This window comes from Acidianus ambivalens (genome assembly GCF_009729015.1).
GTDB lineage: Archaea > Thermoproteota > Thermoprotei_A > Sulfolobales > Sulfolobaceae > Acidianus > Acidianus ambivalens.
On record NZ_CP045482.1, the window covers coordinates 1,391,087 to 1,403,793 of the forward strand.

The following is a 12,707-nucleotide window of genomic DNA, read 5'->3' on the forward strand; positions in this document are numbered from 1 at the left end:
GGATAAGTAATGAAGCTTCTAATAACTTACGGTAAAGATTTACCTGCAGTCAAATTTGACAAAAAAGTTACCATCAGACCTGGAGAGGAATATAAAGCCTTTGATTTTTCTATAATAAAAGACTTTGACCAAATTTATACATATGTAGAGAGCCCTGCTTACGCTTTTGCTACATCATTACTTTATTCTAAGGATTATTTCATTGTTAGAAATCCTTATATGATGCCAAATAAAATACCAAGAGTAGAAGTTAAGGAAGTGAAAGACCATCTTGAAACATCGAAGGAGAAAACTGTAATAATAGCTGGTCAAGATAAAACTAAAGCAGTAGTTGAAAGTTATGCAGGTAGGAAAATTGACGAAAAAGAACCCGACATGAGCATAACTAAGATGCCAAAATATAAAGGATATTGTATAGTATTTACTCCTACTACTCCAAGTATAATTCTAGATACGCTTTCAGTTGCGGATAAATATAACGTAGAAGTTATTCTAGTTGCTCCAGTAATAGATTCTAAAATAGGTGGTAAAATTACGTGTAACTTAATGGGTAAACCTACTGACAAAATATCAGCAATTAAGTTTTTGAAATTAATATGATAAACTCTTTTATATTATTAAATTTCCAATATACTAATATATAGAATCCTGAGAGAAAAATTTTTCTTAAGGCTATAAATAAACTTAGGGCTATTTATCAGCTCTCTAGCAAGAATTAACAACGACAATTCGCTCTAAAGTTTTTATATTACCTCATGGTAGAGAATTTTATGAAGAGACTTTCTAACTTAAAAATAACGATATTAAGTGACAATTTTGTCTCAACCTTAATTCCTCCTTTAATAGGCGAATGGGGATTTTCTGCATTAATAGAAACTGATGATACTAGAATACTTTATGACGTGGGCAACTCTGGCTATCCAGTTCTTTATAACGCTGAGAAGCTAGGCATAGATCTGAGTAAAATTGATTACATAGTCTTAAGTCATGGCCACAGTGATCATACTGGAGGTTTCAGTAATCCTGAATTATTAAAGAAATTGGAAGGCAAGATAGTTATTGCTCATCCCTCAGTTTTCGAGAAGAAATTATTGAATTGGTCAGGAAAACTTGAATACATAGGAATTCCCATGAGCTTAGATGAAATGGAGAAGCACTTTCACGTGATCTTAACTTCTCAACCTTTAGAAATAACAGAAGGCGTAATTTTTAGCGGAGAAGTAAAGAGATATGGCTATGATGAATATACTTCGGGATTATTCACTGCGAGGGATTCTTCAATTACTGGAGATCATATGAAGGATGATGCAGCACTCTATATGAATACGGAAAAGGGATTAGTAGCCTTAACTGGTTGCGGTCATTCTGGGATTCTTAATATAATAAATCATGCTAAAGAAGTTACGGGAGAAAACGTTTATGCTGCCCTAGGAGGTTTTCATTTATTATCTTCGCCAAAAGATAAAGTAGTGAAAGTATCGGAAGAATTACTTAAACTTGGCAAAGTAGGCCCTGCGCACTGTAGCGGAAATTTGATAAAGAGTTTGATTGCTGAACATAAGGATAAATTCCTTGATACCGGCGTAGGAAAGGTAATAAAGTTTTAACGAGTCCTTATAATGAATGAAACGTCCCCTTCTAACTTGCTAGGATTAACCATTCCACAGCCTTGGCTTATTTTCTTTATGAAGGAATAAGGTCTGTTAACTTTCATTCCAGCCAATACGTTCACTCCAAAGTCGAACATTAAATCTAGCATAGGAGTACTGGGGCCAATTAAAATCACGTAAGCGTTAGCCCTTCTGGATAATTCCAAAAGCCTATCTATTGATTTATTTATTATCGTAGTAGCTGTTATTATTACTACTTGAGCATCTTCTATAACAGTCTCTGCAGCAGTAGATGGAAGAATCCCTTGAGAAGGGTCTATTAAGAACGGGTTTAGTTCAAGGACTATAAATTCTTTAGCGACTTCCTTAAATTTTTGTAACCCAGGAAATTTACCTATCATCACTATTTTCTTTCCTTTACCAATTTCTAGGGCAACATCTAGCCCATTAGCCTCAGTATTTCCTTTAGGTTCTATAACTGAGTTTATTGCAGCCAAACCCACGCTTGCTTCTAAGAGGTTCCACGACCTAAGATATTCAGCAAGTTCTCCAACTCTCTTCTCTTCTAAGTGCCCGAAGCCTTTAACATCTAAATCCTCGTTTCCTGTATTATACGTCATTGAAACTCCGCAGTATTTAGAAAGTACACAAGTCCATGTCACACCTACTGTGACATTTTTAATTTCATAGTCGTTTTCCTTAGCGTATGAGATTAACGAATCTATAACTTTACTTTGCATAATAAAATAGTAATGACAATATGATTTATGTTTTATCATAAATATTTTTTATTAGACTTATTTATCCCCGTTAATTTAGAGTAAAATAATTTATACTATGTGGCAGTAAATAACTTATGCACGAGTGGTCAGTTGCGGATGCGGTTATTAGAACAGTATTAAACTGGGCCGACGATAAAAAAATAAAGGTAAAAAAGGTAGTGTTGGGGGTTCCTTCATTTTCTTTTCTAGATGTAGAAATCTTGAAAGAGGCATTTGATATGATGAAAAAAGACTCCGTTTTAGATGAGGCAGAATTAGAAGTTAGATTTAAGGATCCTAAGTTTAAATGCAAAAACTGCGGTAAAGAGTTCTCTCTTAACGACGTTAAGGATCAAATAGATAGCGTTAGGTCCGAATTTGGAGAAGAATACCCTATGCATTTCATGCCAGCGTTGGCTCCTTCCTTCATAAAATGCCCTTATTGTGGTTCTCACGATATTGTACTTGAATCCCAAGATATGACAATTGACGAAATCCAGGTGGAGGAAAATGGAACCGTTAAGACAGTTAGCCAAGGATAAACTTTCTGGTAAAAGAGTATATGCAGTAATGAGCGCTAAGGGAGGAGTAGGTAAGAGCGTAATATCTTCATTGCTGGCATTAACTATAGGAAATACAACATTAATCGATTTAGATATTCACACAATGGCAATACCTAAGCTTTTCGGACTAGAAGGCAAATTGCACGAAGTTACTAAGAATGGTATTGAGCCATTCGAAGTTAAAACTACGAAAATAGTAAGTTTAAGTGGAATAGTAAAAGATAATTACGTGATATTGCCGGGAGAAAATCAATCGTCTATAATGGAATCTTTAATAGCATATTCGCATATTGATAGTAATACGGTGTTATTTGACCTATCACCAGGACTAGGAGATGAGATTTTAGTACTAGAAAGAATAACAGATTTTACTCCTATAGTTGTCACTACTCCTTCAAAGATTTCGAAAAGGGTCGTAGATTACTTGATAAGGTATTTGAGAGAAAGAGGTAAAGAACCTAAAATCTTAGTTAACTTAGCTTACATGGACTGCGACGGAAAAGTTGTAAAGCCTTTCGGAGAATATGAAGGTTTCGGACTTCCTATAGACCCTAACCTTGAAGATTACATAGGAAGAATTCAAGATTATGAGGGAATTGTAAAAGAAAAACTGAAGGAATTCGTTCAAAAGCTATAGTAGAACTCATTAAAGCTTTTTTGCTTAACTTATTGAATGCCTTATAAGCATACCTCAGTTATTTTTAGAGAAACGTTAAATTTTCATCACATCAACTATGATTTATCTTGAGTCAGTAAGTTCTAAATCTCTGACTCCTCCTGACTCACAGAGGCGAGGGTTCCCTCCTCATCGTTCCCACCATCGATTCGGGATTACATCGCAGTCGAGAGGGTCAGAGAGCCCCAGAGAGATCATCGCATAGCTCTAGTCCCTTAAGAGATACTAGTTGCTCCTCCCTCAGTCCCATTCAGCAAGAAGCGTCGTTAGTGTCACTGGAAAAATTTCGAAAAAAGAGATATTTAAATTATCATCATTCCCGCTCCTTCACGAGGCTTTCAATCCTTTGTAAAAAACAACAGATAAAGTACTTGTCAGCTATTCCTAATTCTAAATTTCATTCAACACCATAGTAATCTTTATAATGTAACGCAATAAAATAGTATTATGGACTACTGTACAGCACTTAAAGAAGTATTAAAACATAACATAATTTGGATAGAAGCTCAATCTTGTTCAGGAGAGACGGTGATGATATTGAGATCTGGTTGTGAAGGCTTAGAGGAGCTTTTCTTTCATTCTTCTCCAGTAAAGTTTGTCTCACTAGTTTGCGAGGAAAAATCAGGGAAGGAAATATTGGAAAGAATACTGAATATGAACGATTTCATCCTAGTGGTTGAAGGAGCAATACCTACTAACGATTCCCTTTGCACATTCGGAGGATATCCTTGCACTCAAGTCATAAAACTTTTAGCTGAGAAGGCAAATAGCATAGTTGCAGTCGGCTCTTGTGCAGTAAATGGTGGAATACTTAGAGAAACTGGAAGCAAAGGAGTTAAAGAAATACTTACAGATAAGAAAGTTTTAGAAGTTCCAGGCTGTCCCGCATCGCCTCAAATGATAGTTGCAATGATTTATTCCGCCTTAGGTGAAAGGCATGGATCTTGATCTAGATCCTATCAGTAGGATAGAAGGTCATTTAGGAGTTCACGTTAAAGTTGACAATGGAGAATACGTTGATGCCAAAGTTGGAGTGTCAATGTACAGAGGGTTCGAGAATTTACTCAAAGGTAAAGATATCCATTTAGCCCCTAATATTGCAGGAAAAATTTGCGGAGTTTGCGGTGCAACACACGCTCTAGTTTCTACTGAAGCGCTAGAAATGGCTTCAGGAATTTACCCTTCTACTCAAGCTATAAAATACAGAAATATAGCTTATTCCTTAGCCGATCTGATGTATAATAATATAACAGTAACCTTTCTGTTCCAAGCTATCGATTACTCGACTGAAATAGTTAGTAAATATACTCCGAGCGTTTATGATAAAGCTAAAGATACAAGTTGCGAGTTTAAAGATATTCACGGATATCCTAAGATTTCGTCAATTCTAGATAACTTATATTTTGGCAAGGAAATATATAGAACGGCTTTTCGTCTTCAGACCGCACTCAGGGATCTTGCAACAGCTATATGGTTAAGATATCCTCAACCTCTCAGCCTCAAGCCTGGATCTATAACTATTAGAGATCCGTCAGTAGCAGAGAAAGTCAAGAAATTTATGAAGGAAGATAAAAGTATAGAGAAACTTCTTTACATAATGGCGGATCTAAGAGAATTCTTTACTGAATATAAGAAAATAGAAGACAACTATGTAACATACGGGCTTCTAGAGAGTGAAGAATATGATGCTGATTATGAGAAAATGGACGAATGGTCCTCAAAAAGAGAGTTTCCACCGGCATTGATAATAAATGGCGAAATAGTTGAGGACAGACTTTCCAAGATTTTATTAGGAGTAAGAGTTTACGTAGATAATACTCCATATGATGAGTGGGATAGAGAATATGAAAAAGATGAACTTGGAAACGACATTGATAGAAGACATCCATGGAATAAGGAAACTAAACTCAGGGACAAAATAATAATAAATAATTTCGTTCCTACAGTAAGGCAGTATTACGATGGCAAGGAATACATGCCTACTACTGGAGATATAGCAAGACTTTATGCATACAGACTAAAGAAAGGCAAAATAAGAGCCTTAGGTTATAAGTGGGAACCTCGAGGTAATAACGTAATTGAAAGAACTTTCGCACGAATGTTCACAGTTGCTTATTTGAAGGAGTATTTACAACAAGTGGAAATAGATAAATCTGACCTTAATCCAAGAAAGGGCAAAAGAGGGTATAAGTTAGCGGTAGGTGCCCACGATGCTCCAAGAGGTGCTAATGCCCATTGGCTGGTTACTGATGGAAATAAAATTCTTAGATATCAAATAATAACTCCTAGTGACAGAAATTTCAGTCCAAATGGCGGTCCAGTAGAAAGGTCAATAATAGGCCAAAAAGTTACTGAAATAGAAATTTCGGGCCTCGATGCTTTAAGAATTATAAGGAGTTTTGATCCGTGCTCTGCTTGTGCGGTTCATCTAGAATATAAGAATAACACACTAAAACTTATACTTTGAAACCCTCTTCTAGAATTTTTAGTAATTCTTTTAAATCATTTATAATACTTGATATACTAAGATATTTCTCGTCTCTTTTTATTATTTTGATTGTAGTATCAATTTGTACTATGCAAAACTTTCTTTGGTTCATGTCGAAATTCTTAGTGTTAGCTATTATTACACCAGTAAGCATAACGTTACCTATTAATGGAAGCACTGACGGTACCTTTATTAATTCCTTAGTTTTAGTATTAATTTCAACATTTATTTGATAAGCCCATATAACCTCGTTCAACCTTACCTTAAGAGAAAGCCATCTCAAATAATTATCGTGCAAAATTTGAGACTTATCAGTATTAAGAGAAGAAAAAGTTAAAGATTTTACGAAGTGAGTGTGTCCAACAATTTTTGTTTTTTGTATTTTAGTAGGGCGGTGAGGTTGTATTATTGAGGAACCATGATTAGCGAGACCAAATTAAGGCACCTCACTGCCCTAATGTTAAGTTCTGTTTTTAGTTTTAAACCTAGACTTAGTTAAGAAATTGAAGGATTGGAACTTATACTTAGTTTTTAACGGGAGCATCTACGGTCCTTTTCGCGCTAGTAAAATCAACGAACTTTACATCAGTAAGGAAAAATCGAAAACGCATTATTTGTAATTAATACAAACAATGGTTGCTTCTCTATAACTGAAAATCAAGGTGATTTGCCACTATCTTCTATCGGCGATATAGAGAATTTAGAGGTTATGCTTAATGATTAGAAAAATTGTAATAAGTATTCTAACTTCAAAACCCATTTGGATATGGGGGTTACCTTTCAGTATCTTATGGCTAATATTGGGCGTTTTCGTCTTCTCTCAAGGAATTCCTAAGGAATTTTATTTATATTACGCTGGAGTAATAGTAAGCGCGCTAATAGTATGGGTTTACACTAATCTTATCTCGAATTTAAGTAATAATTTCATTTTATCATCAGCTTCCTTATACTATGCCTTCAAATTTACCAAACTGACACCTAAAAAGTATTTATTATATTACGTTGCATCAATATCTATAATAACGTTAATAATAAGTGGAATAATGTTAGTCTTAGCCACACTTCTCTTTACTATGAGATTTAACACGTTAATATTCCCTAATAATATTTTAGGTTTTCTAGGAATAATAGTCCTTTCATCAATTTTCATTATATTATTCTCAGTATTATTAGCCTTAGTCATTCCCCCTAAATACCTTCAACTTTCATCACTCATTCCCCAATTATTATATTTTGCCTTAGTGTTAGGACAGATTTTCGTTGGTTATCCCTATTTAATTACTTACACTTCTCCATTTAATGATATGCAATTACTTTTATTCCAAGAATATACTGGTTATAATCTACCTCTCAGTTTCGTAAACCCCTTCCAACAATTCCTAAATCCTGACTATCTGTTAGTATCCTTATTCTCATGGGATTCCGTACTCTATTTCCTTGACGTCGTATTTCTAGGTAAAATTAAGCCAAGAAATATCGAGGAGGCTAGACAATTCTAAATATTAGATCTTAATAAAAATACACATATGAATAAGCAGGAAATAAGGGAAAGGATATGGAGATTATTGGAAGAGACTAACATAGCCTCCTTTCCTAGACCAGTTTACGGTAGGATACCAAACTTTAAAGGAGCTGAAATAGCTGCGGAAAAATTAGCATCATTACCAGAATTTAAAAAGCTGAAGTAGTTAAAGTAACCCCTGATTCACCTCAAAGAAAAGTGAGAAAATTAGTTTTAAGAGAATGGAAAAAACTATTAGTTCCTACGCCTAGGCTAAAAGGTGAATTTTTCTTATTATATTAACGTTGACCCAAAACTAGCTTCAGCAATCTCTGGCTTTACTAAATTTGGTAAGAGAATAAGTTACAAGGAAATACCAGAAGTTGACTTAGTAGTTGTGGGATCAGTTGCAGTAACTAGAAAAGGGGATAGAGTAGGAAAAGGAGAGGGATATAGTGAATTAGAGTATGCAATACTGAGAGAGTTAGGGAAGGTAAATGAGAAAACACCTATAGCTACTACTGTACATAGTATTCAAATTGTTGACTTCATACCTTACGAGATTTACGATGTGCCCGTTGGCATTATCGCGACGGAAAAAGAGATAATAAGAACAAATACTACTAGAGAGAAGCCTAAGGGCTTATATCTATCCTATTTAAGTAGAGAAAAGATAGAAGATACTCCGTATCTAAAATATTACTTGATGGAGACTAAAAGGATAGTGTAAGGTATATGATTTTGTAATTAAGGGAATAATTTTAAATCATCTAAAAAATTGTTATAACTTTTAATGTTTCTAATATTATTATTTTTATTAAGAATTATACTTGAAGAAGATAATATCTTAAAAAAGATTTTACAAATGTTTAACGCTGTTCTTCCTTAATATCCCGTAAAATGCACCTATAATCATCCACACTACGAAAGTTAATACACCTATTAAAACATATGGGTTAATAGAAGTAGTTACTATGTTAGCAAAAATTACAAAGCCGATAATAGCGTTTATTATAACTGTGAGTATTATATTCCATAATTTTAGGTCACTATTTCTTTTTAATATAAACAATAAGCTTATATTAGCAGTAAATAATGCAATGAGAAATCCAAACGTTGTAGTTATACCCACCGCGAGAAATACGTTAGCAGGTCCCAAAAAGTCAGAGAATACTAAAGTGTAAACTAATGAAAAGATTAAGGAAAATAACACAGCAATATGAGGCGTCCTATTCTTATCATGAATACCTTCAAGCCTTTTATCTAATACGCCATCTCTAGCCATTGCGAAAACCACTCTAGATACTGTATTAAAGAATGTTACAGAATCAGTTAATCCGCTATTTATTAGTAAAACAGTAAGTATTAACGCTAGTGCCAAACCGCCATATTTCATTCCCAAAACTATACCAGGTACTAAGTTAGTAAAGAATGTTGACATATTATTAACTCCCCAACCTACTGTAAAAGCTTCACTCGCTAGCAAATACGTTATTCCAACTAGTAAAACACTGGTGAAGACTCCCTTAGATATGGTATTCTTAGGATCTACCGCCTCTTCTCCGAGAACTGAAGTAGTCTCATAGCCTGCAAAAGCTAAGAATACAAAAGCCATACCTACTCCGACGTTAAATACCGCAGGAGGCGGAGCATAGGCTAAGGTAAAGGTTTTAGGATCAGGAGGCACTTTAGTGAGAATTAATACAGAAGTACCTATTATGAAAAGTATTTCAATGATGCTCATAGTTAAGGTAAATTTCAATGATGGTCTTATTCCTAAATAAGATAAAATTCCTCCAAATAAAGCTACAATTATCACTATTGGAGCCCATATCCAATTTGGCGTATTAACACCCAATACTTGCAAAGCTGCTGGGAGAAACACACCTACAGAAAGGTAAATAAAAACTAGTGCTGTTAAAGCGTAAAGTACATAAGCCCATCCTATAAAGTACCCTACCCATTTTCCTAGTCCTTCAGATATAAATGCGTAAATACCACCCGCACTCTGAACGTATCTACTAGTTATTGATAATCTTGTAGCGTCTAGGAGAACTGCAAGCGTTGCTAAAATAACCGCTAATGGTAATGAAGCATATGCATAAGCTGCCGCTCCAGTTAATGTAACTAAACTTGCCATTGCTGGAGCAGCACCCCCAACTCCTTGAGCTACAACTTCTCTATAATGTACTGAATTACGAGCTAGCCCTTTTTTACTTGAATTATCGAAGGGAAAGTCAGAAGGTTTCTGACTCATGAGACTCATCTTCCTATAATATTTTTAAAATTATCTATTATGAATTTAAGTGTGTCCAACAATTTCATTCACCTTGTTGTAAGTATAAGGTGAAGAACGCCTTAACCCACCTCAGTATTGTAACCTTACTGGCATTGTGTGGGAAGTGTTTGTCCATACTTGCAAGCCTTAACTTTAAACTTCTGAACACTTGTTCAACTAGGTTTCCCTTGCCAAAAGTCTCGTGCTCATGATTAACGCCGAGTGTTGAAAGTATATCAAGGTCCGCCGTCGTGAAGTATCTCCCTAACCTCACTCTTATTCCACCACCCTCCAGTAAGAGTATAACATCTAACCCGCTCCTAGTTTCTAAAAGCCTAACCACTTTCCCCGTGTTCAAATCCCTCACAACCCACAACCAGTAAACCGTTAACCACTCTAATCCTAGTCTCGTCAACTGCTACACGAGGGGGAGAAGAGTAATTAACTAACTTCCTCCAATAATACTGGACAGTTTTTCTAGAACTGAAACAAGGCTTCAACCCTCCTCAAAGAAAGACCCAAGTAGCAGGCTGATAATGCTTTAGCAACCTCATCAATAGTGTGAAAACGTGGAGAAAGGTTTAAAACTAAAAACAGAACTTAACATTAGGGCAGTGAGGTGCCTTAATTTGGTCTCGCTAATCATGGTTCCTCAATAATACAACCTCACCGCCCTACTAAAATACAAAAAACAAAAATTGTTGGACACACTCATATATGGAAACCAATATATATAAGGGTGTTTGGTATGACTTTCTATTATTTCTAGTGATACTGCAATTCTCGATAATATTTCACTATTATGATTAATAATACCTACAGCTCGTGTAAATGCAGAAACGTGAGACTGACTACAAGTAGCTAGAACTCTTGGTATAATATCTTGGAGTTCTTTAACTTTCTTATTTATAAATGCTTTTTCGAATCCTCTTAATTTATTCCCAGAAGATAGAGCAGATACAACAACGTTATTTTCGATATATACTTTCAAACTAATAGCTTCAAGATCTAATGGATTCATTAAATAATTTTTGTAATCTTTCTTTTTAATGCTATCTAGTTAAATCTATATATAAACAATACTTTTAAACGTTGCCAATAATTCTTAATTATGTGCTTAAGTTTTCCAGCAAAAGTCATTGACGTTCAAGATAGCATAGTTTTCGTAGACTACGGTAATGGAATAATAGAACCAGTATTAGCTAATGGTTTTGAGGACCTTAAACCAGGGGATTACGTAATAGTTAGTTATGGCATGATATATGAAAAAATTTCAAAAGAAGAGTTCGATGAAATTCTAAATTACGAAAAAGAGATTAACAGCGTGATCCGTAATGTATGATCCATACGATATGGCATACGTAGCTGACTTCCTCCCCACCAGCGGGGATTCCCCCCATCGATTCGCTCTTACATCTCTCATTTGAGGGGCAGTCGAGAGGCTCAGAGAACCCCTCCCATTAAGATTAACTACAGCAATAACGTCGCGATCATTCTCATAACCACATGAACACCTAAACCAACGATGGGAAACCTCAACCATCTTTTGCCCACACTTAGGGCATGAGACTGAAGAATAACTAGGATTAACAAACTCAACTAGAATACCGTGTTTCTTAGCTTGCCAAACAATCCAATACTGCAAACGACGATACTGCATAAGATACAGTTTGTCGTGAAACTCCTTCGGCAATTTATCGACATTCTTGATGAGGTTCTTAAGGTTCTCTAACTTAATGACGTTAGCACCCATCATTCTTGTTACTTCAACAACCCACTTCCCCACTTTTCTAGCAAAATCCTCCATAATACGCTTAGCCTTTTGGTGAAAGGAATGAATCCTATACAAGATCCCCTTATTCTCCATCCACCTCCTTGGATACTTCTTTTGTAGACTTTCAGCTAATGACTTCCAGTGATGAACCTCTTCGAGACGAGTTGGGATCCTAACGTAGTTCTTATCGTCCTTCCCTACGACTACTTCAGCCATGTTAATATCAACGGCAACACTTTCCTTTGGCTCAACCTTCTCTTCTTCTTTCTCAAAAACGACCTTGAGGAAAGCCTTCCCATCCTTAACCACTAACCTAGCCTCCCTCATCCTCCAACTCATGTACTCCTTCAAGTTCCTAGAATAACCTAGAATTGTTAGTTCACCAACACTTGCAATCTTAACAGTCATCCTCTCGAAACACACATTATAGCTAGCTTTAGGTGTTAACCAAACTGTTGGCTTATACACTCTTGGGAAACGTCCCTTTTTAGGATTATTATACCAAGCTTTGTATATCGAGAGGGCATCCCTATAACAATCCTCAGCAACCTTTGACGGCAAATTGTATTCCCCTCTTAACTTCTCATACAACTCCTCATGAATTTTTGAAAGCACTCCCTTCTCATTCGGGTTTTTCACGTTCTCCTTCAGCCAGAATAGGGTGAAACGGAGTGCTCTAACGTAGTTATTAACAAGGGCTAGGAGGGAATCAGATAGAGCGATCTTCATCGAAACACTAGCTCTGATCGCTTTATTTCCCCTCCTAGCCATTGATAGAAAATCGGCAAAGAAGTATTTAAATATAAGGAGGCTATCCATCCCCGCCTGCGAGGCCTTCCGCCCCTTAACCCCCAATTTTTGTAAGGTAATCCAAATTAATAATGAAGGTTCTGCAATAGTTGACTTTAACGGAATAAGAAGGGAAGTTGAGCTTGGCCTAGTAAACGCCAAAATAGGAGACTATGTCTTAGTACATGCAGGTTATGCTATAAAGGTTATAAATGAAGAAGACGTTAAAGATGAGCTGAAGAACTTCATAAAATCATTAAAATAGGC

Annotated in this window: 14 protein-coding genes and 2 pseudogenes; 10 read left to right on the plus strand and 6 right to left on the minus strand. The window is 35.7% G+C overall.

The window, feature by feature from the left end; translation table 11 throughout:
* Positions 1-9: 9 nt before the first annotated feature.
* Complete coding sequence (locus tag D1866_RS08085; protein ID WP_152943202.1) at positions 10-600, plus strand: hypothetical protein; 591 nt, start codon at positions 10-12, stop codon at positions 598-600.
* Between the two features lie 170 nt (positions 601-770).
* Complete coding sequence (locus D1866_RS08090; RefSeq protein WP_152943200.1) at positions 771-1,607, plus strand: MBL fold metallo-hydrolase; 837 nt, start codon at positions 771-773, stop codon at positions 1,605-1,607.
* Here D1866_RS08090 and D1866_RS08095 read toward each other — a convergent pair.
* Positions 1,604-2,350 carry a DUF364 domain-containing protein gene (locus D1866_RS08095; RefSeq protein WP_231136277.1) on the minus strand — a complete coding sequence of 249 codons (747 nt, stop codon included), beginning with the start codon at positions 2,348-2,350 and terminating at the stop codon, positions 1,604-1,606. The genes D1866_RS08090 and D1866_RS08095 overlap by 4 nt on opposite strands.
* 116 nt (positions 2,351-2,466) lie before the next feature.
* Here D1866_RS08095 and D1866_RS08100 point away from each other — a divergent pair, with 116 nt between their 5' ends.
* The 4 genes from D1866_RS08100 to D1866_RS08115 all read left to right on the plus strand — a co-directional run bounded on the left by D1866_RS08100 (position 2,467) and on the right by D1866_RS08115 (position 6,077).
* Entirely contained in the window at positions 2,467-2,913 is a 447-nt protein-coding gene (locus D1866_RS08100) for a hydrogenase maturation nickel metallochaperone HypA/HybF (RefSeq protein ID WP_152943196.1), read from the plus strand.
* On the plus strand, positions 2,882-3,571 hold the full coding sequence (locus D1866_RS08105; protein WP_152943194.1) for a P-loop NTPase: 690 nt from the start codon (positions 2,882-2,884) through the stop codon (positions 3,569-3,571). Before D1866_RS08100 ends, D1866_RS08105 begins: the two co-directional genes overlap by 32 nt.
* 486 nt (positions 3,572-4,057) lie before the next feature.
* Entirely contained in the window at positions 4,058-4,558 is a 501-nt protein-coding gene (locus D1866_RS08110) for an NADH-quinone oxidoreductase subunit B family protein (protein ID WP_152943191.1), read from the plus strand.
* Positions 4,548-6,077 (plus strand): nickel-dependent hydrogenase large subunit, encoded by a 1,530-nt coding sequence (locus tag D1866_RS08115; RefSeq protein WP_152943190.1) that lies wholly within the window; start codon positions 4,548-4,550, stop codon positions 6,075-6,077. The genes D1866_RS08110 and D1866_RS08115 overlap by 11 nt, the downstream gene beginning before the upstream one ends.
* Here D1866_RS08115 and D1866_RS08120 read toward each other — a convergent pair.
* Positions 6,067-6,381, minus strand: a complete 315-nt coding sequence (locus D1866_RS08120; RefSeq protein WP_152943188.1) for a hypothetical protein — start codon at positions 6,379-6,381, stop codon at positions 6,067-6,069. The two genes, D1866_RS08115 and D1866_RS08120, sit on opposite strands and share 11 nt — an antisense overlap.
* A gap of 433 nt (positions 6,382-6,814) precedes the next feature.
* Between D1866_RS08120 and D1866_RS08125 the strand changes: the two genes are divergently transcribed.
* Positions 6,815-7,597, plus strand: coding sequence for a hypothetical protein (locus D1866_RS08125; RefSeq protein WP_152943186.1), 783 nt, complete (start codon positions 6,815-6,817; stop codon positions 7,595-7,597).
* Positions 7,598-7,624: 27 nt separating this feature from the next.
* Positions 7,625-8,329, plus strand: a pseudogene (locus tag D1866_RS08130) (5-formyltetrahydrofolate cyclo-ligase).
* Positions 8,330-8,458: 129 nt separating this feature from the next.
* On the opposite strand, the gene D1866_RS08135 reads toward D1866_RS08130, so the two are convergent.
* From D1866_RS08135 to D1866_RS08145, 3 genes and pseudogenes are all read right to left on the minus strand, one after another.
* Entirely contained in the window at positions 8,459-9,856 is a 1,398-nt protein-coding gene (locus D1866_RS08135; protein WP_152943184.1) for an APC family permease, read from the minus strand.
* A gap of 64 nt (positions 9,857-9,920) precedes the next feature.
* Positions 9,921-10,523 (minus strand): annotated as a pseudogene (locus D1866_RS08140) (IS6 family transposase).
* A gap of 6 nt (positions 10,524-10,529) precedes the next feature.
* A complete protein-coding gene (locus D1866_RS08145) occupies positions 10,530-10,898 on the minus strand; it encodes a hypothetical protein (protein WP_152943182.1) in 369 nt (122 codons plus the stop codon).
* A 90-nt stretch (positions 10,899-10,988) separates the two neighbouring features.
* On the opposite strand from D1866_RS08145, the gene D1866_RS08150 reads away from it, so the two are divergent.
* Complete coding sequence (locus D1866_RS08150) at positions 10,989-11,219, plus strand: HypC/HybG/HupF family hydrogenase formation chaperone (RefSeq protein ID WP_152943180.1); 231 nt, start codon at positions 10,989-10,991, stop codon at positions 11,217-11,219.
* On the opposite strand, the gene D1866_RS08155 is transcribed toward D1866_RS08150, so the two are convergent.
* The gene (locus tag D1866_RS08155; protein ID WP_231136278.1) at positions 11,175-12,422 is read right to left on the minus strand and encodes an RNA-guided endonuclease TnpB family protein; all 1,248 of its coding nucleotides are present in this window, start codon (positions 12,420-12,422) and stop codon (positions 11,175-11,177) included. The two genes, D1866_RS08150 and D1866_RS08155, sit on opposite strands and share 45 nt — an antisense overlap.
* Positions 12,423-12,519: 97 nt before the next feature.
* Between D1866_RS08155 and D1866_RS13460 the strand changes: the two genes are divergently transcribed.
* Positions 12,520-12,705 carry a HypC/HybG/HupF family hydrogenase formation chaperone gene (locus D1866_RS13460; protein ID WP_269199655.1) on the plus strand — a complete coding sequence of 62 codons (186 nt, stop codon included), beginning with the start codon at positions 12,520-12,522 and terminating at the stop codon, positions 12,703-12,705.
* The last annotated feature ends 2 nt before the right edge of the window (positions 12,706-12,707 follow it).